The organism is Leptothrix ochracea (assembly GCF_041083635.1).
GTDB lineage: Bacteria > Pseudomonadota > Gammaproteobacteria > Burkholderiales > Burkholderiaceae_C > Sphaerotilus > Sphaerotilus ochraceus.
The window spans coordinates 31,214-50,321 of sequence record NZ_JBFPHB010000013.1 but is presented as its reverse complement, the minus strand read 5'-3'; the positions used below and the strand labels follow the sequence as shown (position 1 = coordinate 50,321).

The window sequence follows — 19,108 nt, the reverse complement described above, 5'->3', positions numbered from 1 at the left end:
CGCTTTTTTGTTTCAGTGGCCCCGCAATTTCTGCCGCAGCGGCTGCTCGAAGAAGCGGAAGGAGAGGTAGGCCATGCCGATCACGGCCAAGATGGAGGTGCTGATGCCCAGCGTGGCTGAGCCGCTCCATGTTTCGACGATGCGTCGAACCGGGTGCATCACCAAGGGGTGATAGAGGTAGATGCCGTAGGACACTTGGCCGATCAGAATCAAGGGTTGGGCATTCAGCAGTTGGGCGAGCCAGCTGCTGCGTTGCGCTTCCAGAATCACCAAAGGCAAGATGAGCGCGACCAGCAGGGGCTCCAAGGTGTAGCCGATCAGGTACTTCTCGATCATCGAGTGGCGCAGCAACAGGGTCGATAGCAGCAGCAGGCCCCCGAGTGTCCATAACAACCAACGTTGGCGCGCCAGATTCTCGAACCATTCGCGCCAGAAAAACGACTTCAGCATGGCTGCCAGCATGCAGCCGATGGCCAGTTGATCGGTGCGGGTTTCCAGGGCCCTGTAAACGTAGGCATCGCTGGCGCCGGAATCGAGAATCAACACCGCTTTGAGCAACCAAAGCGCCCCGATGGTCAAGGCCAGCACGCGCACCAAGGGTTCGTGGCGGCGCAAAAGCACGATCAGAATCAGCGGCCAGAGCAGATAGAACTGCTCTTCAATGGCCAGCGACCAGCAGTGCGCGAGGTAATGGGTTTCGGCACCGGTGAAGGCTTGGTAGTAGTTGATGACATACAACGCCGAAGACACCACCGCACCCCATGGCACAGGCTTGTCTTGCACCAGCAGGAGCAGCAAACCGGTACCGACATACGCGAAGAGGGCTGGCATCAAACGCGCTACACGGTGTCGGTAGAAGCTGATCAGGCCGATGTGGCCGTGATGTTCGTTCTCGCCAAGCAGCAGCCACGTGATCAGAAAGCCGCTGAGGACGAAGAACATCTCGACGCCCAACCCCCCATCAATGATGGCGATGTCCCACAAAGGGGTGAGTTCGGAGTGATCAAGCAAGACGAGCAACACGGCCCCCGCTCGCACCGCATCCAAACCCGCGACGCGCGAACGACCCAACGCTGCCGACAGGGTGGGTTGTCGGGATGAGGGGATCAGTGGGGCCCCCCATTGCGGGCCTCTGGCGTCAAGCTCCATGGCTCTGCTTGTACAGGATCAGGAGCCCTTCAGCCGGAGCTTTCCACGTCGCCACCCTCACTTGGATGGGGTGAGCGTGGCGTTGTACCTACATGGGTCAACAGGGCAGACTGGTGCAGGTTTCGGCGACGGCTTTGCGTAGGAACCAAGCGGCGTAGGACATGGACAACACGACGCACAAGACGCTGTTGCCGACCACGCTGAGCCAGAACATCAGGCGAAAGACACGCTGATCGTTTTTGTGTTTCAGCATCTGCTGAGCCAGCAGCGCCCCCGGCCAGCCGCCGAGCAAGGCCAGACCATGCAGCGTCGTCTCTGGAATACGGTCTTCCTCCTCGCCTTCGGGGCTGTGAGCCGCGCGCTTATCTTTGGCATAAGCAATGAAGGTGGCGATGCTCATCATCAAGGGCCAGAGCAAACTGATCTTGGGAATCTTCCAGACGGCGCTGATGAAAAGAAAAAACGCCAGAAACAGTGGAATGGCGAAGAGCGTGGGGACGTCCCACGAGGATGCGCTGGCGGTGGGATGGCGACGATGATGATGCGGCGTGGTGCTGGGTGAGGCCTCGGCGGCGGCCTCTGTGGGTGAGTGGGCGGCTGTCGCTTGTGGCTTGGTGTCGGTGTCTGACAGTGGGCGCACTCGCCGGGCTCGTTCACGCCCTTTGGAGCTGAGCTCGACTTCGAAACTCACCTTGTCATTGAGTGAGGGGCGTGCGGCCTTGTTGTCGAACGACCCATCGCTGACCAAAATGTCTTTGCCGCCATGAGCAGGTTGGATGAAGCCGAAATGACGCTTTTCGTCCCAGGCGATGAATTGACCTTCAATGCGCATTGATGACCTCATGAGTGCATGTCTGTGGTCTGTGCCGTGCGTCAGGAACGCCGAACCCGTTTTCCCGGTCCGAAACCTCCCCACCACAACGCCCCCGCATTGACCATCAGCAAACTGGCATAAGTGGTCATTTTGCCGTCATGGCCGCTTAGCGCCAAACCCGCACATAAAACCAGCAAATCAGCACCGATGGCCCATGTCGCCATCCGTTGCCACGGCGTGCCAGCGAGCTCCTTACGCCAGAGCAAACGCGCCATGCCGGTGCTGATCAATCCGACAGCAAAGGCCGGTGCAACGAAGTTAAGAAGGTGCCAAAAGGCGTCAATCAGACCCATGAGTTTTGCGCAATCTTACAATCGAGGTTATGAGCGTCGTAGCCCTGAGCCTGAACCATCATTCCGCACCCCTTGATCTGCGCGGTCGGTTTGCGTTCGCCCCGGAACAATTGTCGCCGGCCTTGCAAGAGTTCTGTGTCAACCTTGCCAAGCTGGGACCCGAGGCGGCGCTGCTGTCCACCTGCAACCGCACCGAGCTGTACGTCGCGACGGGCTCACATCGGGCTTCGTCCCTGATTCGGCCGGCCTTGGAGTGGCTGGCGCAGCGCGGGGGGGTGAGCCCGGATCAGTTGATGGATCACACCGTCGTCATGGAAAGCCACGCCGCCGCACGCCACGCCTTTCGGGTGGCCTCTGGGCTGGATTCGATGGTGTTGGGTGAGCCGCAAATCTTGGGCCAGATGAAGCAAGCGGTGCGCGAAGCTGACGCGGCCGGGGCTTTGGGCACCACGCTGCATCAGCTTTTTCAGCGTTCTTTTTCGGTGGCCAAGGAAGTTCGGACATCGACCGAGATCGGCGCGCATTCCATCAGCATGGCGGCCGCAGCCGTGCGGTTGGCGGCTCAGCTTTTTGAGGACCTGAGCCGTATCCGCATCCTCTTTGTGGGTGCGGGTGAAATGATTGAACTGGCGGCGACGCACTTTGCAGCGCGCAATCCGGCCCACATGTCGGTGGCGAACCGCACGCTGGAGCGCGGCGAAAAGCTGGCGTCTCACTTTGGTGCCGAAGCCATGCGGCTCGAAGATGTGCCGGCTCGCTTGCATGAATTCGACGCCGTGATCTCCTGCACCGCCAGCCCAGTGCCGATCATCGGTTTGGGGGCGGTTGAGCGCGCGCTCAAGGCCCGACGTCGGCGGCCCATCTTCATGGTCGATTTGGCCGTGCCGCGCGATATCGAGCCCGAAGTGGCGCGGCTGGATGACGTCTACCTCTACACCGTCGATGATTTGTCGGCGCTGGTGCAAACCGCCAGCGAAAAGCGCCAAGCCGCAGTGGCCCAAGCCGAAGCCATCATCGAGTCGGGTGTGCAGAACTTTGTGCACTGGCTTGATCAGCGCTCGACCGTGCCGCTGATTCAGTCTTTGCACACTCAGGCCGAAGCTTGGCGTCATGCGGAGCTTGGGCGGGCCCGCAAGCTCTTGGCCAAGGGCGCATCCCCCGAAGAGGCGTTGGAGGCTTTGGCGCGGGGTTTGACCCAAAAGATGCTGCACGGTGCCTTGGCTGAGTTGCACAACGCTGATCCGGTGCAGCGCGCGCAGATGGCGACCGCTGTCACGCGGCTCTTTTTGCGCGGTGAACGTCCCCAAGGGGCCGATACAACGACCCCTTTCGCAGATCGTTCCCGTTGACCCCCTTCCTCCGTCTCCAGCTTGATCGCCAGCCGCTGCGTCTGGCTGAAATCGACGCCGCCTTGGCTGAGCCCAGCGTGGCGACCGATTTGGCCCGCTTGCGCGCCCTCAACCGTGAATACGCCCAAGTGAGCGAGCGGGTGGGCTATTGGACGCAATTCACCCAGCGCGAGCGCGATCAGGCTGAAGCTGAGGCCTTGTTGGCCGACCCGGCGCTGGACGCCGAGATGGCCGAGATGGCGCAGGAAGAAGTCCGCGCCGCCCAAGCTGATCTGGTGCGGCTCGAAGCCTTGCTGCATTTGGCGTTGGTGCCGCGCGACCCGGATGATGAACGCAACGTTTTTCTTGAAATTCGTGCCGGTGCCGGGGGCGATGAATCGGCCTTGTTTGCCGCTGACTTGCTGCGCATGTATCTGCGCCACGCTGAGCGCCAAGGCTGGACGACCGAGTTGATGTCGGCCAGTGCGTCGGATCTGGGCGGCTACAAGGAAGTGGTGCTGCGCATGGAGGGCGAGGCGGTGTACGCCGCTTTGAAGTTTGAGTCAGGCGGCCACCGTGTGCAGCGTGTGCCGGTGACCGAATCCCAGGGCCGCATCCACACCAGCGCTTGCACCGTGGCGGTGCTGCCCGAGCCCGATGCGACCGAAGAAGTCACGATCAACCCGGCCGAGTTGCGCATCGACACCTTCCGCGCCAGCGGTGCCGGTGGGCAGCACATCAACAAGACCGATTCGGCGGTGCGCGTCACGCACTTGCCCACCGGCTTGGTGGCGGAGTGTCAGGACGATCGCTCGCAGCATCGCAACAAGGCCAAGGCCTTGGCGGTGTTGGCGGCGCGCTTGCGCGACCGCGACCGGCTTGAGCGCCAAAGCCGCGAAGCCGCAGCGCGCAAGAGCCTGATCGGTAGCGGTGACCGCAGCGACCGCATCCGCACCTACAACTTCCCGCAAGGGCGGCTGACCGATCACCGTATCCACCTCACGCTCTACAAACTCGACGCCATCATGGACGGTGCCTTGGATGAGATCTTGACGGCCTTGCAAACGGCCCGCGCGGCTGAGCTGTTGGCTGAATTGGAAAACCGTTGAGTGCCTTGCCTTGCCCCTCCCTTGCTGAGGCCCTGATCCAAGCCCGCACCTTGGGCGTCGAGCGTTTGGATGCGCAGCTGCTTTTGGCGCATGTGCTGCGTTGCTCGCGCGGCTGGCTCATCGCTCACGATGATGCGGTGCTCGCTCCCGAGCAGGCCGAAGCGTGGGCGCAGATGGTGCAGCAGCGCGCCGAGGGTGTGCCCTTGGCGTACTTGACCGGGCGCCATGAGTTTCACGGCCTTGATTTAGACGTCACTTCGGCCGTGCTGGACCCGCGTCCCGACACCGAAACCTTGGTCGATTGGGCTTTGGAATTGCTTGCCAGTCATCCTCATCCCACCCCACAGGTGGTCGATTTGGGCACGGGCAGTGGCGCGATTGCCTTGGCGCTGCGTTGTCGCAGTGCCGCCCACACAGCGGTTTGGGCGGTCGATGTGTCGCCGGCAGCGCTCGACGTGGCGCGTTCGAACGGTGAGCGATTGGGCCTGCCAGTGCATTGGTTGCAGGGCAGCTGGTTCGAGCCTTTGATCGACCAGCGTTTTGACATGATCGTCAGCAATCCGCCCTACATCGCTGAAGGCGACCCGCATCTGCCGGCGCTGCGTCATGAGCCCTTGTTGGCCTTGACCTCTGGCGCGGACGGGTTGGATGCGATCCGCCACATCGTCGAGCAAGCGCCCGACCATCTGCTGCCAGCCGGTTGGCTGTTGTTGGAGCACGGCCACGATCAAGGGCCGGCGGTGGCCGGGCTGCTTCAGACCCGTGGTTTTCGTCATATCACCCATCGCCATGACCTTGCCGGGCACTGCCGCTGCACGGGGGCGTGCTTTGCCGTATAAAGCGGGCTTTCCCGCCTCCTTCTTTTCATCTCTTCCGACATCATGAATCCTGTTCAGCAGCGCATTGACGACCTCGTTAAGACCCACACCGTGGTTCTGTTCATGAAGGGCACCGCCCAGTTTCCGATGTGCGGCTTCTCAGGCCGTGCGGTGCAGATCCTCAAGGCCTGCGGCGTGACCGAGCTCAAGACGGTCAACGTGCTCGAAGACGAGGCCATTCGCCAAGGCATCAAGGACTACGCCAACTGGCCGACCATCCCGCAGCTCTACGTCAAGGGCGAATTCGTCGGCGGCTCGGACATCATGATGGAGATGTACCAAGCCGGTGAGCTGCAAGAACTGCTCAAGGCCTAAGCCGCTCGTTTCCAGCGACCGTTCGGGCTGAGCTTGTCGAGGCCCCGAGGAGTTCCGATGTCCACCGCTGCTCGCTTGATCCTTGGCATCACGGGTGCGTCCGGGGCGGTTTATGGCGTGCGCCTGCTGCAACGGGCTCGCGCTCTTGGGGTGCAAACCCATGTGGTGGTCACGCCTGCGGGGGTGATCAATGTGCATCACGAATTGGGCTTGGATCGCAAGGCGCTTGAAGCCTTGGCCGACGAGGCGCACGCGCCCGGTGACGTCGGGGCTTGCATCGCCAGCGGCAGCTTCACCACGGACGCCATGATCGTCGCCCCTTGTTCCATGAAAACCTTGGCCGCCGTGGCCCATGGTTTTGGCGACAACCTGCTCACCCGCGCCGCTGATGTCACGCTCAAGGAGCGCCGCCGCCTGATCCTGATGGTGCGCGAAACCCCGTTCAACCTCGCCCACCTGCGCAACATGACGCTGGTGACCGAGATGGGCGGCATCATCTTCCCGCCGCTGCCGGCCTTCTATCACCGACCACAAACCATCGACGAACTCGTCGATGACACCGTCGAGCGCGTGCTGCAACTCAGCGGCATCCCCCAAGCCACGCCCAAGAGTTGGGTGGGGGTGTGAGGGGCTAGGCCCAGTTTTCGATCTGTAAACCTTCGACCCGGGTGAATTCGCGTTCGTTGTTGGTGACCAGAATCCAGCCTTCGGCGCGTGCGTGGGCTGCCAGCCAGAGGTCGTTGTTGCCGATGATTTGGCCGCTGCGTTGCAAATCGGCGCGAATCTGACCGTAATGAGTGCCGACGCTTTCTGGCAGCGGTGCAACGGTGATCAGGTGCGTCAGATCGCGGATGGTGCTGAGGGCTCGTTCGCGCTGCTGGCTTTTTTCGGCACCAAATTGCAGCTCGCCCAACGTGATCACCGACATCACCAGTTCTTGGAGTGTGTGTTGGGCAAATCGGGCACGAACCTGCGGTGGGTTGTGCTTGGCGATGTAGATGCAGATGTTGGTATCCAGCAAGTAGCGCACACCCATCACAGCCCCTCGCGTTCTTGAGGCGGCTGCTCCTCACGGCCATCGGCCATGAAATCGTCGGGAAGACGGCGCAAGACATCAAAGGCGACCGCGCCATTCACCGCCATCGGGCGCAACACCACCTCATCGCCGCGACGAAAGATCTCGACTTGTTCGACGTCGAAGCGGAATTCTTTGGGCAAGCGCACAGCTTGGCTGTTGCCAGACTGGAAGATGCGGGCGTAGCTCATGGCAGACTCCTGATGTATATATACACAAAGTATATACATTGTTGGCTGCTGCCGTCACGGTTTCACCGCACTCGCACATCTGAATCCCAGCCACTTGGTGCCGTTGTCTTCGTCCGGGGTGGCCCAGCGGACGGTGGTGCGGACGTCGGGAAGGCGGTTCAGAAAGGAGCCGCCGCGCATGACGTGCTTTGGGGTGGCATCCCACGGGGTGGCGGTCATTTCGCAGACGTTGCCGGCCATGTCCGCTGCGCCGTAGGGGCTGTCGCTGCTGCGGTGGCTGCCGACCGGGGCGGGGTTGTAGACCCCGGCGCTGCGGCCGTTGAAGCTGGCTTCGTTCAAGGCGTCACCCCAGGGCCAGAGGCGACCGTCGGTGCCTCGGGCGGCTTTTTCCCATTCTTCTTCGCTCGGCAAACGCTTGCCCGCCCAAGCGCAGAACGCCGCCGCTTCTGACCAGCCGATACCCACCACGGGTTGATCAGGAGCGTTGAACTGCGGATAGCTGGCGTAGCGCGAGGCGCGGTGGCCGGGCTGGGCGCGCAAGAAGGCGCTGTAGCGCGCGTTGCTCACTTCAAAGCGGTCGATGTAGAAGCTGGGCAGGTTGCGCGTCTGGCGAGGGGCTTCGCTGGCGTAATTGGGGGCCCACGCCGCTTGGAGCCGATCGCTCAGGAGTTGGCGCAATTTGCGGCCCTCCTCGCCGTAGATGAACGGCCCAGCGGGCACCAGCACCATCTCAGCTTGGTCGATGGGGCTGATGTGGGTGGTGGCGAGCTCAGTAGCTTGTACCGCAACCACCCACAGCCCGGCGGTGATGACGAGTGCTGCGCGTGCGTTCATGGTGGTGTCCCCGGGGTCTTGCGCTTGACCAGCGCAGCGTTGAAGCCAACCGACCCGCCCGGGCCCATCAGCACGGTCTGTTCCAAAAAGCCGTCTTTGGACATCACAACCTTGTAGCGATCGTCTTGGCCCAGCTCCAACGGCGGGAAGTCGAAGCTGCCAAAGCCGTCGGTTTGGGCCTCGTGGATTTGGCGGCCTTGGCGCACATCAAAGACGCGCACGGTGGCGTTCTCAATCTGGCCGCCGTTGCCGTCCAGCACTTGGCCGGTCACAAACAGCCGCAGCGTGGCCGGTTGTGGCGCTGTGGCGGGCGCGGTCGGCGTTGCGGCCGGTGTGTTGATCTGGATCCACGCTTGCAGCCCGAGCGGAAAACCGGCCAGCAGCGCTGAGACGATCAAAAGCGTCACCAGCGAATTGGCTTTGAGCTTCAACCCCTTGAACTCAAGCTCTTGGGCGCTGCCTTCATCTCCGGGAATGCGCTGGCCGCGAAAGACCACGGCAAAACAAAACAGGCAGAGCAAAATGCCCAACCCGGTCACGGCGTAACTGAGTTCTGGCGACATGGTGGGGGCGTGGGTTGAAGGTTGGCGGTGGGCGCCAGTCTAGCCGGACTCCCAGCGCTTCTTGGCCCCGAGCACCATGTTGGGATAGGGCGCTTGGCCTCGGCTGCCGTTGTAGCGGCCCAGCGCCATGAAGACGTCGCCGCTTTCGCGGTCGAGGTAGTGGCGCAGGATCACGCAGCCAAAGCGCAGATTGGTCTGCATGTGGAACAGCGCTGCCGGATTGCCGTCGCCGATCAGCCGAGTCCAAAAAGGCATGACCTGCATGTAGCCGCGCGCTCCCGCACTGGAAATGGCGTACTTGCGAAAGCCGCTTTCCACTTCCACCAAACCGAGCACCAGATTGGGCTCCAGCCCGGCGCGACGGCTCTCGTACCAAAGGGTTTCGAGAAACTCGCGCCGGCTGTCGAAGTCTTGATAGCGCCGCGCCAGCTTGGGGCTCATCTTGCCCAGCCAGCGCAGGTAGGCGATGCGCTCTTCGGTGCGGCTGAATTCGGGTTTGGGCGGGGCGTGTTCGGCCACCGCCGAAGACAAAGCGCCCCGGACCGCATCGGCCAAGGGCTCTTCGACTTGTGAGCCCGCTTGGGCGGGTTGCCCACCGCTGAGGCTGAGGCAGGCCCCACCCGCCAAGACGAGCAGGGCGCGTCGGGCGGGGGTCATGCCGTCAAACCTTCACGCGGCCCTTCAAGAAGGCCGCGACCTCTGCCGCTGCCACTGGGGTGGCCGCGGCATCGCGCCGCCCTTGATATTCGACCTGGCCTTCTTTGAGGCCCCGGTCGGAGATCACCACGCGGTGCGGCACGCCGATCAGTTCCCAGTCGGCAAACATCGCCCCCGGACGCTCGCCCCGGTCGTCGAGGATCACATCGACGCCAGCGGCTTGCAGCTCGTCATGCAACGCTTGCGCGGCCGCTTTGACGGCTTCGGAGCGGTCCATGCCGATGGGGCAGATGGCGACGGTGAACGGGGCGATGGCGTCCGGCCAGATGATGCCGCGCGCGTCGTGGCTCTGTTCAATGGCCGCACCCAAGATGCGCGTCACGCCGATGCCGTAGCAGCCCATTTCCATGAACTGCGGCTTGCCGTTTTCATCCAAGAAGGTGGCGTTCATCGCCTTGGAGTACTTGGTGCCGAGGTAGAACACGTGGCCCACTTCGATACCGCGCTGAATGGCCAGCACACCTTGGCCGTCGGGCGAGGGATCACCCGCCACGACGTTGCGGATGTCGGCCACCACGTCGGGCTCGGGCAGATCGCGGCCCCAGTTGATGCCGCTGAGGTGGAAACCTTCCTCGTTGGCCCCGCTGACGAAGTCACTCATCCGCGCGACGGTACGGTCAGCGATGACCTTCACCGGCTTTGTCAGGCCCTCTTTGTTGAAGATCGGCCCAAGGTAGCCCGGCTTGCAGCCGAAGTGCTCTTCGATCTCAAGGGTGGACGCAAAGCGGAAGCCGCCTTTCAGCCCTTCGACCTTGCCAGCCTTGACTTCGTTCAGATCGTGGTCACCGCGTACCAAGAGCAGCCAGACGCGGGTCTTGACGATCTCGCCGTGCTCCCCCAACTCGTCGGTGGCCAGCACCAGCGACTTGACCGTGCGGCTCAGGTCCACGCCCAGCATCCGGGCCACATCGGCGCAGACGGTGGTCACCGGGGTGGGCTGCTTCGTCAAGGCTTGGGTCGGTGCGGCGCGGCTGTCCAGCAGCGGCAGCGCTTCGGCCAGCTCGATGTTGGCGGCGTAATCGCTGGTCGGGCAGTAAATGATCGCGTCTTCACCGATGTCGGCGATGACTTGGAACTCGTGCGAGAGATCGCCACCGATGGCGCCGGTGTCGGCGGCCACCGCGCGGTATTGCAAGCCGAAGCGCTCGAAGATGCGCTTGTAAGCCGCAAACATCGCCTCGTAGCTCTTGGCCGCGCTGGCGGCGTCACGGTCGAAGGAGTAAGCGTCCTTCATGGTGAACTCGCGCCCGCGCATGATGCCAAAGCGCGGCCGGCGTTCGTCGCGGAACTTGGTCTGGATGTGATAGAAATTTTTCGGCAGCTGCTTGTAGCTGCGCAGCTCTTGGCGGGCGATGTCGGTGACGACTTCTTCGCTGGTCGGCTGGATGATGAAGTCGCGCTCGTGGCGATCCTTCACGCGCAGCAACTCGGGGCCCATCTTGTCGAAGCGGCCCGTTTCTTGCCACAGCTCAGCCGGCTGCACGATGGGCATCAGGAGCTCGACGGCTCCAGCGCGGTTCATTTCCTCTCGGATGATGGCTTCGACCTTGCGGATGACCCGCAAGCCCATCGGCATGTAGTTGTAGATGCCCGCGCCGAGGCGCTTGATAAAACCGGCGCGCATCATCAGCTTGTGGCTGTTGATCTCGGCGTCGGCGGGCGCTTCCTTCAGCGTGGCGATGAAGAACTGGGATGCTTTCATGATGGGCGGGGGGAGCCGTCACCGGATCGGGATTTGTGCGGGCTTGTGCCACACAAGGTCGGTGCAATAATCGGCTCAGTTAAAAATCTGGGGTCTGATTATGCTCGACCGTGAAGGCTTCCGGCCCAACGTCGGCGTCGTCCTGCTCAATCCGTGGAATCAGGTGTTCTGGGGCAAACGTATTCGCACCCACTCCTGGCAGTTTCCGCAAGGCGGCATCAAATATGGTGAGTCGCCCGAGCAGGCCATGTTCCGAGAATTGCACGAAGAAATAGGTCTTTTGCCTGAGCATGTGCGCATCTTGGCCCGAACTCGGGACTGGCTGCGCTATGAGGTGCCGGATCATTACATCCGGCGTGATGCCCGTGGGCATTACAAGGGTCAAAAGCAGATCTGGTTTCTGTTGCAGCTCTTAGGGCATGACAGTGACGTGAATCTGCGCGCCACCGATCATCCCGAGTTCGACGCTTGGCGTTGGCACGATTACTGGGTGCCGCTGGAAATGGTGATCGAGTTCAAGCGCCAAGTTTATGAGCGTGCGCTGACGGAGTTGGCGCGATTTGTACCAGCGTTTGAATCGATGGATCACCGTCGGTAGGCGAACCGTGCCGGCCTTTAACTTTGGGTCGAGGGCGCCCAGAGTTCTGCCTCGGCGTGTTGCCCCACGGCTTGTAAAGAGCGAGGCAGGACTTGGATGCCGAGCCGGCCCGTGGCCGGTAGCTCTTCGCCATCGGCACACAAAGGCAGCGGGGTGCCCGAGTCGATCTGGATCTGATGCATACGCATGCTGATGATCTTCGGGGGGCTGGGCTGGGGGGTGGCGCGCATCATGGCTGACAAGCCTCGCAGGCTGCCCAGCTTGCCAAGGATCAGGGCATCCATGGTGCCCGGAGGCGCTGCGGTGATGGGTTCGGTGCGATCCCCTCGGGTCGCGACCACACGGGGGGTGTTGGTGACAGAGACCGCGAGCGTGTCCCCTTCATGGGCCAACTTGCCGTCCACCCAGACGCGCATCGGCAAGGCCTTGCTGCGGGGCCATTCGTGCATCACCCCCCAGAGTCGTCGCATGCCACTGCTCCGCAAAAAAGCGGGGGCCATCTGGGCGCGCAATCCCATCAACGCGTCCAGACCGATGCTGAGCCGAGACGCAAAGGGCCAACTGCCTTTGCCGGTATCGATTTGCCCCACGTCGATCGCCGCCGAGGGGTGATTGAGGGCGAACGGCAAGGCGTTTTGCCATGTCATGCCCGTCAGTCCCAGGGCGTGGGCCAAACTGTTGGTGTGCCCCGCCGGCACCAATCCGAGGCGGTGACCACGCCGCAGCATGGCCGGTAGCATGGTGTTGATCGTGCCATCGCCCCCCACCAGCACCACCCGGGTGCGTGGGGCCAAGATGATCAACGTGGCCAAGGCTGCGTGGGCACTGGTCGGTGCCAGCAGCGGCACCCCCGGAGCGTGGCGTTTCAACCAAGCTTCTATGGGGGTTTGAAGTTGGCTCGCCATGCCATGACCCGCATGGCGATTGAGCATGACGATGGCGTTGGTCGACATGGGTCAGAGGGGCAGAGCGCGCACCAAGCAGAGGGCCTCAATAGCTGTAGACGCCTCGACCGCTCTTGCGGCCCAGCCAGCCCGCAGCGACGTACTCCTTCAGCAAGGGGGCTGGGCGGTACTTGGAGTCGTTGAACTCCTTCATGTAGACGTCCATCACCGCCAAACACACATCCAAACCGATCATGTCGGCCAAGGCCAAGGGACCGATGGGTTGGTTGCAGCCGAGTTTCATGCCGGCGTCGATGTCTTCTGGCGTCGCCAAGCCTTCGGCCAAGACGAAGAAGGCTTCGTTGATCATCGGAATCAAGATGCGGTTGACCACAAAGCCCGGCGCGTTTTTGACCGTGATCGGTGTTTTGCCCAGCGTTTCGGCCAGGGTCTTGACCTTGGCGTGGGTGGCGTCGCTGGTTTGCAAGCCTCGGATCAACTCCACCAGCGCCATCATCGGCACCGGGTTGAAGAAGTGCATGCCGATGAAACGGTCGGCGCGCTGGGTGGTTGCGGCCAGCTTGGTGATCGAGATCGAACTGGTGTTGGTCGCAACGATCACGTCCGGCGCGAGCATGGCGTCGAGCTGCTGGAGGATCTTGACCTTGAGGGCTTCGTTCTCGGTGGCTGCTTCGATGACAAGCTGGGCTTCTTTCAAGTCAGCGTAGTCGGTCGAGATGCGGATGTGGGCCAAGGCGCTGGCCTTGGCTTCAGCGCTGATCTTGTCCTTTTTGAGCAGCCGATCAAGGCTGCCGCTGATGGTGGCCAAGCCTTTTTGAACGGCGGCTTCGCTGATGTCGATCATCACGACCTGAATGCCGGACACCGCGCAGGCTTGGGCGATGCCGTTGCCCATGGTGCCAGCGCCGATGACGCCGACGGTTTGAATTTCACGGCCAAGGCTGTTGTTCGGGCTCGTACTGCTCATGCTGGGGGACTCCAATTCTTTCCGTCCTGTAACTCAAGTGCCGAATTGTCGGGCCGAAACGATCAAGCGGACACCCTTGATGAGAAGGGATCTCCCTAAAATCTCGCCTTTGCACAGACTTTGTGCCTTCCTAGACGTTCAATCCCATGACCCACGTGCTTTCCAAGTCTTTTGAGCCCCAACCGATCGAAGCCCAATGGGGGCCGGCTTGGGAAACGAGTGGGGTGTACGCCCCGACGCTTGATCCGACCAAGCCGAGCTTCTGTATCCAGTTGCCGCCGCCCAATGTGACCGGCACCCTGCACATGGGCCACGCGTTCAACCAGACCATCATGGACTCGTTGACGCGCTATCACCGCATGCTGGGCCACAACACCTTGTGGATTCCGGGTACCGATCACGCAGGCATCGCCACCCAGATCGTGGTTGAGCGCCAGTTGCAAGAAAAAGGCGTCGAAGGTCAGAAGACGCGCCACGACTTGGGGCGCAAGAACTTTGTCGCCAAGGTCTGGGAGTGGAAGGAGCAGTCCGGCTCGACCATCACCCGTCAGATGCGCCGCATGGGTGACTCGGTGAGCTGGCCGCACGAGTACTTCACGATGGACGACAAGCTCTCGAAGGTCGTCACCGAGACCTTCGTGCGTCTCTATGACGAAGGTCTGATCTACCGGGGCAAGCGGCTGGTGAGCTGGGATCCGATCCTGAAGTCGGCGGTGTCGGATCTGGAAGTCGAGAGCGAGGAAGAAGACGGCCATCTCTGGCATATCCGCTATCCGGTGGACGGTTCGGATGAAACGCTGGTGGTGGCGACGACCCGTCCGGAAACCATGCTCGGCGACACCGCCGTGATGGTGCACCCCGAGGACGAGCGCTACACCCACCTGATCGGCAAGCAAGTCAAGCTGCCGATCACCGGTCGCTTGGTGCCCATCATCGCTGACGCCTACGTGGACAAGGCCTTCGGCACTGGCGTGGTCAAGGTGACGCCGGCGCATGATCAAAACGACTACCAAGTCGGCCTGCGCCACGGCTTGGCGATGATCACGATCTTCACGCTCGACGCCAGCGTGCGCACGGATCTGGACGACATTCCCACCGGCCTGCGCGGCTTGGATCGCTTTGTCGCTCGCAAGGCGCTGGTGGCTGATCTGGAGACCGAAGGCCTGCTGGTCGAGGTGAAAAAGCACAAGCTGATGGTGCCGCGTTGCGCCCGCACCGGCCAGATCATCGAGCCGATGCTGACCGACCAGTGGTTCGTGGCCATGACCAAGCCGGGGGCCTCCGGCAAGAGCATCGCCCAAGGGGCCATCGAGGCGGTTGATTCGGGCGAGGTGACCTTCGTGCCCGAGCAGTGGGTCAACACCTACAACCAGTGGATGAAGAACATCCAAGACTGGTGCATCAGCCGCCAGCTTTGGTGGGGCCATCAAATCCCGGCTTGGTACGGCGAGAGCGGCGAACTCTTCGTGGCGCGCAGCGAAGATGAGGCCCGTGCCAAGGCCACGGCGGCCGGCTACAGCGGCGCGCTGACCCGCGACGAGGATGTGCTGGACACGTGGTATTCGTCGGCGCTGGTGCCCTTCAGCACGCTGGGCTGGCCTGAAAAAACCATTGAGCAAGACTTGTTCTTGCCCAGCTCGGTGCTGGTGACCGGCTACGACATCATCTTTTTCTGGGTCGCCCGGATGATCATGATGACCAAGCACTTCACCCGGACGCCGGAGTGCCCAGAGGGCAAGGTGCCTTTCAAGCACGTCTACATCCACGGCTTGGTGCTCGATGCGCAGGGCAAGAAGATGAGCAAGTCGGAAGGCAACGTGCTCGATCCGGTCGATCTGATCGACGGCATCGCACTGCCCGAGCTGCTGGACAAGCGCACCCAAGGCTTGCGCAAGCCCGAGACCGCGCCCAAGGTGCGCAAAGCCACCGAGAAGGAATTCCCCGAAGGCATTCCCGGCTACGGCGCGGATGCGCTGCGCTTCACCTTTGCCGCCATGGCCAGCTTGGGGCGCAGCGTTAACTTCGACGCCAAGCGCTGCGAGGGCTACCGCAACTTCTGCAACAAGCTCTGGAACGCCACCCGCTTCGTGTTGATGAACACCGAAGAGCAAGACTGCGGTTTGGCCGAGCATGGTGCCGCGGTCTGCGTGGCGGGCGGTTATCTGTCCTTCAGTCAAGCGGACCGCTGGATCACCAGCGAGTTGCAACGCCTTGAAGCCACTGTGGCCCAAGGTTTTGCCGATTACCGGCTCGACTTTGTGGCCAACGCGATCTACCAGTTTGTCTGGGACGAGTACTGCGACTGGTACCTGGAAATCGCCAAGGTGCAGCTGGCCGTGGCCAAAGAGAGCGGCGACGAGGCAGCAGCCCGTGCAACGCGCCGCACCTTGATCCGCGTGCTGGAAACCATCCTGCGCTTGCTGCATCCGATCACGCCGTTCATCACCGCTGAACTTTGGGAAGCGGTGGCGCCGGTGGCTGGGCGTAAGGCTGCGGGCTCCGCCGCATCCCTCGTCACGGCGGCCTATCCGCTGGCGCAACTGGAGCGTGTGGATGCGGCCGCTGACGCTTGGGTGGCGCGCCTTAAAGCGGTGGTGGGCGTGTGCCGAGGCCTGCGCAGCGAGATGAGTCTGTCGCCCGCAGAGCGTGTCCCTTTGGTGACCTTGGGGGACGCCGAGTTCATCACCTCCGCCGCAGCGTTGCTCAAGGCGTTGGCCAAGCTCAGCGATGTGCAGGTGCTGAGCGAAGAAGCCGCTTTTGCCGCTGCCACCGAGATGGCGCCGGTGGCGGTGCAGGGCGCAGCGCGCTTGGCGCTGAAGGTGGAGATGGACGTGGCGGCTGAGCGGGTCCGTCTGGCCAAGGAAATCGCCCGTTTGGCGGGTGAGATCACCAAAGCCGAGGCCAAGTTGGGCAACGAGAGCTTTGTGGCCCGCGCCCCGGCGGCCGTGGTGGCGCAGGAGCGCGAGCGGGTTGCCGGCTTTAAGTTGACTCTCGAACGGGTGCGGGAGCAGGCGCAGCGTCTGGGCTGACGGTGTTGCGAAACAGCAGATCGTTGGCAAAGATCTGCTGCATTTCGTTTTGCCGGAACAGCATGTCTTGTTCGTCGTTGTGAGGGAAGGGCAGTGTCGGCTGCCCTTCATCCTTGTCGGACGAGACCGGATTGTTGCTGCGATAACCACTGCCACTGCCCCGGTTCGCACTCAGCGACTTGCTCGCCGAGGGGGATAGCGGGGTCATGATCGGTTGTGACGCGGTATTGCTGTGCAACGGGACCGGTGCGGTGGGTGCCAAGTTCGAGGACAGACCATGCAGCGGCGGTTGCAGCAGTGGATCATCCGTCATCGGCGCGATGGGCCGCATGGGTGCGGGGGCTGGCTCCGGCGTGGCGGCACTGGGACGAGGGGTGCTGCTGCTGCGCGACATGGGCGTCTTGGCGTTGGAGGTCCGCAGGATCTCGTCGATGCGGCGCGCCACGCCCCAAGCGCTGCGCAGGCGCGCTTCACGGGTGTAGGCCGCCAACCGCGGTGTGGCGAGCAGCCCTCTTGCGTTGTGCAGGGGCTGCCCTGGGTCCAAGCTGCCCGGCCCCATGCTGTCGAGCCACGCCGCAGCCATGCGCCCACTTTTCAGCACATCTGCCAAGACTTCTTCGTTGAACAGCGCCAAAGGCGAGACACTCACCAGCACTTGGCCTTGACGGCAATAGGGCAGGGCCCGTTCGCCGAGCAAGCCCCGGTAGCGGTTGTAGTAGCTCATCTGCACGCACACCGCGTCGGTGTTTTCGAACAGTTCGCGCAATCCCAAGGGTTGGACACCCCAGCGGCTCCATTGGCCGTCGGAGGCATGCAAGGAGGGGTCGTAGCCCACGATTCTTGAGCCCAGCGGTTGCAACAGTCGCGCCAAGACGCGTGAGGTTTGGGTCATGCCGACCAAGCCCACGGTGCACGCCCCCAGCTCCCGTCCAGCGATACGGTCCGCGTCTTCCGGGCTGGGGCGTAGCAAGGCCAAGAGCGCCCCCAGCATGAATTCAGCCTCAGCGGGCGCAGCGGCGTCTGAACTGCGGACCACCTCGATCTTTTGGCGCGCGCAGGCGGAGAGGTCGATATTTTCTGGCCCCGCCACAATCCGACCAATGGCCTGAAGGTTGGGGGCGTTTTCGAGGGTCTGAGCGTCGATGCCAATCTGTGGTGGGATCAGCACAGCACGCGTGCTGGCCAGAGCTTCTTGGAACGCACGACGTTCCCGAGCTAAGCGGGGCGCGTAGAAAAGCTCGTGGCGCGCATCCAGCCACTGCAGCACGTCAGCCTCAAGGGGTTCGGCAATGAGCAGGTCCATGGGTTCACGATGTCCTTGATATAGCCTGCATGTTAAACATGTGCAGGGCCGCACAGTTGTTCACAAGCGGACGAATCGCGCGGGATTTGACATGACAGAATCATTTCAGTCACAACATGGTCTCTTTTATGCAAGTCAAGAAAGCGATTTTTCCGGTAGCCGGCTTGGGAACACGTTTCCTACCCGTTACCAAAGCCCAGCCCAAGGAAATGCTGCCTGTGGTGGATAAACCACTGATCCAGTATGCCGTTGAGGAGGCCTATGCGGCAGGGGTACGGGAGATGATCTTTGTGACAGGACGCCACAAACGGCCGATCGAGGATCATTTCGACATGACTTTTGAGCTTGAGGTCGCTTTGGAACAGGCGAACAAGCGTGAATTGTTGGAGGTGGTTCGTAGCGTCAAGCCTGCGGACATGGAATGCATCTATGTGCGCCAGTCTCAGGCCTTGGGTTTGGGGCATGCCGTGCTTTGCGCGCAACGCCTTGTCGGGAACGAGCCGTTTGCCGTCTTGCTGGCTGACGATTTGATGATCGGTGAGCCGCCCATCCTCCAGCAAATGGTGGCGCAGTTCCAAGAGTGGCGCGCTTCGATTCTGGCCGTTCAGGAGGTGCCGCTCGAACACACCCGGCGTTATGGCGTTGTCGCCGGTGTGTCTGTGAGTGACCGGCTGATCGATGTGCAGCGCATCGTTGAAAAGCCTTCGCCGGAGCTGGCGCCTTCACGTCTTGGTGTGGCCGGGCGCTACATCCTGACGCCGGGGGTGTTCCACGAAATCGCCGCCCAACCCCGGGGTGTGGGCGGTGAGATCCAGCTGACCGATGGCATTGCCTCGTTGCTGCGTCGGGAAAAAGTCTTTGCTTATCAGTACAGCGGTAAGCGCTACGACTGCGGCAGCAAGGATGGCTGGCTCGAAGCCAACGTCGAACTGGCCCTACAGCACCCCGAGTTGGGCGAGGGTTTCCGGGCTTATCTGAAATCGCTGGCGCTGTGAAAGCTGCGCCGCCTTGAAGGCTCAGCGGCGGCGTAACCAGTGCACGAATTCGTTGGGTGCAAGGGTTTGTTGCTCAACGAGTTCATTGCCGCTTTGCTTGGCAAACATCTTGAAGTCGCGCAGCGAACTGTTGTCGGTGGCCAAGATTTTGAGGACTTCGCCGCTGTTCATGTCGGCCAAGGCTTTTTTAGCCTTGAGGATGGGCAAAGGGCAATTCAGGCCTCGGGTGTCGATTTCTTTGTCGGCATGCATGGTGGTGATTCGTGCAGGAAGGTTCAATGGG

General features: G+C 62.1%; 20 protein-coding genes and 1 pseudogene. 8 read left to right on the top strand and 13 right to left on the bottom strand.

Annotated features, from left to right (window positions below):
• Positions 1–12: 12 nt before the first annotated feature.
• The 3 genes from AB3X39_RS05745 to AB3X39_RS05735 all read right to left on the bottom strand — a co-directional run bounded on the left by AB3X39_RS05745 (position 13) and on the right by AB3X39_RS05735 (position 2,316).
• Entirely contained in the window at positions 13–1,149 is a 1,137-nt protein-coding gene (locus AB3X39_RS05745) for an acyltransferase family protein (RefSeq protein ID WP_369416396.1), read from the bottom strand.
• A gap of 97 nt (positions 1,150–1,246) precedes the next feature.
• Positions 1,247–1,993 carry a DUF1294 domain-containing protein gene (locus AB3X39_RS05740; RefSeq protein WP_369416395.1) on the bottom strand — a complete coding sequence of 249 codons (747 nt, stop codon included), beginning with the start codon at positions 1,991–1,993 and terminating at the stop codon, positions 1,247–1,249.
• Between the two features lie 29 nt (positions 1,994–2,022).
• Positions 2,023–2,316, bottom strand: a complete 294-nt coding sequence (locus tag AB3X39_RS05735; RefSeq protein ID WP_369416394.1) for a hypothetical protein — start codon at positions 2,314–2,316, stop codon at positions 2,023–2,025.
• Positions 2,317–2,345: 29 nt separating this feature from the next.
• Here AB3X39_RS05735 and hemA point away from each other — a divergent pair, with 29 nt between their 5' ends.
• From hemA to AB3X39_RS05710, 5 genes are read left to right on the top strand one after another with little or no spacing between them, the layout of a single operon-like run.
• The gene (gene hemA / locus AB3X39_RS05730; RefSeq protein ID WP_369416393.1) at positions 2,346–3,665 is read left to right on the top strand and encodes a glutamyl-tRNA reductase; all 1,320 of its coding nucleotides are present in this window, start codon (positions 2,346–2,348) and stop codon (positions 3,663–3,665) included.
• Entirely contained in the window at positions 3,662–4,753 is a 1,092-nt protein-coding gene (prfA, locus tag AB3X39_RS05725; RefSeq protein ID WP_369416392.1) for a peptide chain release factor 1, read from the top strand. The genes hemA and prfA overlap by 4 nt, the downstream gene beginning before the upstream one ends.
• Positions 4,750–5,592, top strand: coding sequence for a peptide chain release factor N(5)-glutamine methyltransferase (gene prmC / locus AB3X39_RS05720; RefSeq protein WP_369416391.1), 843 nt, complete (start codon positions 4,750–4,752; stop codon positions 5,590–5,592). Before prfA ends, prmC begins: the two co-directional genes overlap by 4 nt.
• A gap of 42 nt (positions 5,593–5,634) precedes the next feature.
• Positions 5,635–5,946, top strand: coding sequence for a Grx4 family monothiol glutaredoxin (gene grxD, locus AB3X39_RS05715; protein WP_369416390.1), 312 nt, complete (start codon positions 5,635–5,637; stop codon positions 5,944–5,946).
• Positions 5,947–6,003: 57 nt separating this feature from the next.
• Entirely contained in the window at positions 6,004–6,573 is a 570-nt protein-coding gene (locus AB3X39_RS05710) for a UbiX family flavin prenyltransferase (RefSeq protein WP_369416389.1), read from the top strand.
• Positions 6,574–6,577: 4 nt separating this feature from the next.
• On the opposite strand, the gene vapC is transcribed toward AB3X39_RS05710, so the two are convergent.
• Genes vapC through AB3X39_RS05680 form a run of 6 tightly spaced genes read right to left on the bottom strand, consistent with a single transcriptional unit; the run spans position 6,578 to position 11,028 of the window.
• Positions 6,578–6,982, bottom strand: coding sequence for a type II toxin-antitoxin system tRNA(fMet)-specific endonuclease VapC (gene vapC / locus AB3X39_RS05705; protein ID WP_369416388.1), 405 nt, complete (start codon positions 6,980–6,982; stop codon positions 6,578–6,580).
• Positions 6,982–7,212 (bottom strand): antitoxin, encoded by a 231-nt coding sequence (locus tag AB3X39_RS05700; RefSeq protein ID WP_369416387.1) that lies wholly within the window; start codon positions 7,210–7,212, stop codon positions 6,982–6,984. The genes vapC and AB3X39_RS05700 overlap by 1 nt, the downstream gene beginning before the upstream one ends.
• Before the next feature lie 54 nt (positions 7,213–7,266).
• Positions 7,267–8,046: a formylglycine-generating enzyme family protein gene (locus AB3X39_RS05695; RefSeq protein ID WP_369416386.1), complete on the bottom strand. Its 780-nt coding sequence runs from the start codon at positions 8,044–8,046 to the stop codon at positions 7,267–7,269.
• Positions 8,043–8,609 carry a carboxypeptidase-like regulatory domain-containing protein gene (locus tag AB3X39_RS05690; protein WP_369416385.1) on the bottom strand — a complete coding sequence of 189 codons (567 nt, stop codon included), beginning with the start codon at positions 8,607–8,609 and terminating at the stop codon, positions 8,043–8,045. The genes AB3X39_RS05695 and AB3X39_RS05690 overlap by 4 nt, the downstream gene beginning before the upstream one ends.
• 39 nt (positions 8,610–8,648) lie before the next feature.
• Complete coding sequence (locus AB3X39_RS05685) at positions 8,649–9,266, bottom strand: lytic transglycosylase domain-containing protein (protein ID WP_369416384.1); 618 nt, start codon at positions 9,264–9,266, stop codon at positions 8,649–8,651.
• A gap of 4 nt (positions 9,267–9,270) precedes the next feature.
• Positions 9,271–11,028, bottom strand: a complete 1,758-nt coding sequence (locus tag AB3X39_RS05680) for a proline--tRNA ligase (protein WP_369416383.1) — start codon at positions 11,026–11,028, stop codon at positions 9,271–9,273.
• A 100-nt stretch (positions 11,029–11,128) separates the two neighbouring features.
• Here AB3X39_RS05680 and AB3X39_RS05675 point away from each other — a divergent pair.
• Positions 11,129–11,596, top strand: a pseudogene (locus tag AB3X39_RS05675) (RNA pyrophosphohydrolase); the annotation flags it as partial.
• Positions 11,597–11,643: 47 nt separating this feature from the next.
• Here the strand turns inward: AB3X39_RS05675 and AB3X39_RS05670 are convergent.
• Both AB3X39_RS05670 and AB3X39_RS05665 read right to left on the bottom strand, forming a co-directional pair.
• Complete coding sequence (locus AB3X39_RS05670; protein WP_369416382.1) at positions 11,644–12,579, bottom strand: diacylglycerol/lipid kinase family protein; 936 nt, start codon at positions 12,577–12,579, stop codon at positions 11,644–11,646.
• A 37-nt stretch (positions 12,580–12,616) separates the two neighbouring features.
• Complete coding sequence (locus tag AB3X39_RS05665; RefSeq protein ID WP_369416381.1) at positions 12,617–13,498, bottom strand: 3-hydroxybutyryl-CoA dehydrogenase; 882 nt, start codon at positions 13,496–13,498, stop codon at positions 12,617–12,619.
• A 146-nt stretch (positions 13,499–13,644) separates the two neighbouring features.
• On the opposite strand from AB3X39_RS05665, the gene AB3X39_RS05660 reads away from it, so the two are divergent.
• Positions 13,645–16,527 carry a valine--tRNA ligase gene (locus AB3X39_RS05660; protein ID WP_369416380.1) on the top strand — a complete coding sequence of 961 codons (2,883 nt, stop codon included), beginning with the start codon at positions 13,645–13,647 and terminating at the stop codon, positions 16,525–16,527.
• On the opposite strand, the gene AB3X39_RS05655 is transcribed toward AB3X39_RS05660, so the two are convergent.
• Positions 16,478–17,830: an NAD(P)-dependent oxidoreductase gene (locus AB3X39_RS05655; RefSeq protein WP_369416379.1), complete on the bottom strand. Its 1,353-nt coding sequence runs from the start codon at positions 17,828–17,830 to the stop codon at positions 16,478–16,480. The genes AB3X39_RS05660 and AB3X39_RS05655 overlap by 50 nt on opposite strands.
• Before the next feature lie 128 nt (positions 17,831–17,958).
• Here AB3X39_RS05655 and galU point away from each other — a divergent pair, with 128 nt between their 5' ends.
• Complete coding sequence (galU, locus tag AB3X39_RS05650; protein ID WP_369416472.1) at positions 17,959–18,825, top strand: UTP--glucose-1-phosphate uridylyltransferase GalU; 867 nt, start codon at positions 17,959–17,961, stop codon at positions 18,823–18,825.
• Between the two features lie 21 nt (positions 18,826–18,846).
• On the opposite strand, the gene AB3X39_RS05645 is transcribed toward galU, so the two are convergent.
• Positions 18,847–19,077 carry a sulfurtransferase TusA family protein gene (locus AB3X39_RS05645; RefSeq protein WP_009453129.1) on the bottom strand — a complete coding sequence of 77 codons (231 nt, stop codon included), beginning with the start codon at positions 19,075–19,077 and terminating at the stop codon, positions 18,847–18,849.
• Positions 19,078–19,108 lie beyond the last annotated feature (31 nt).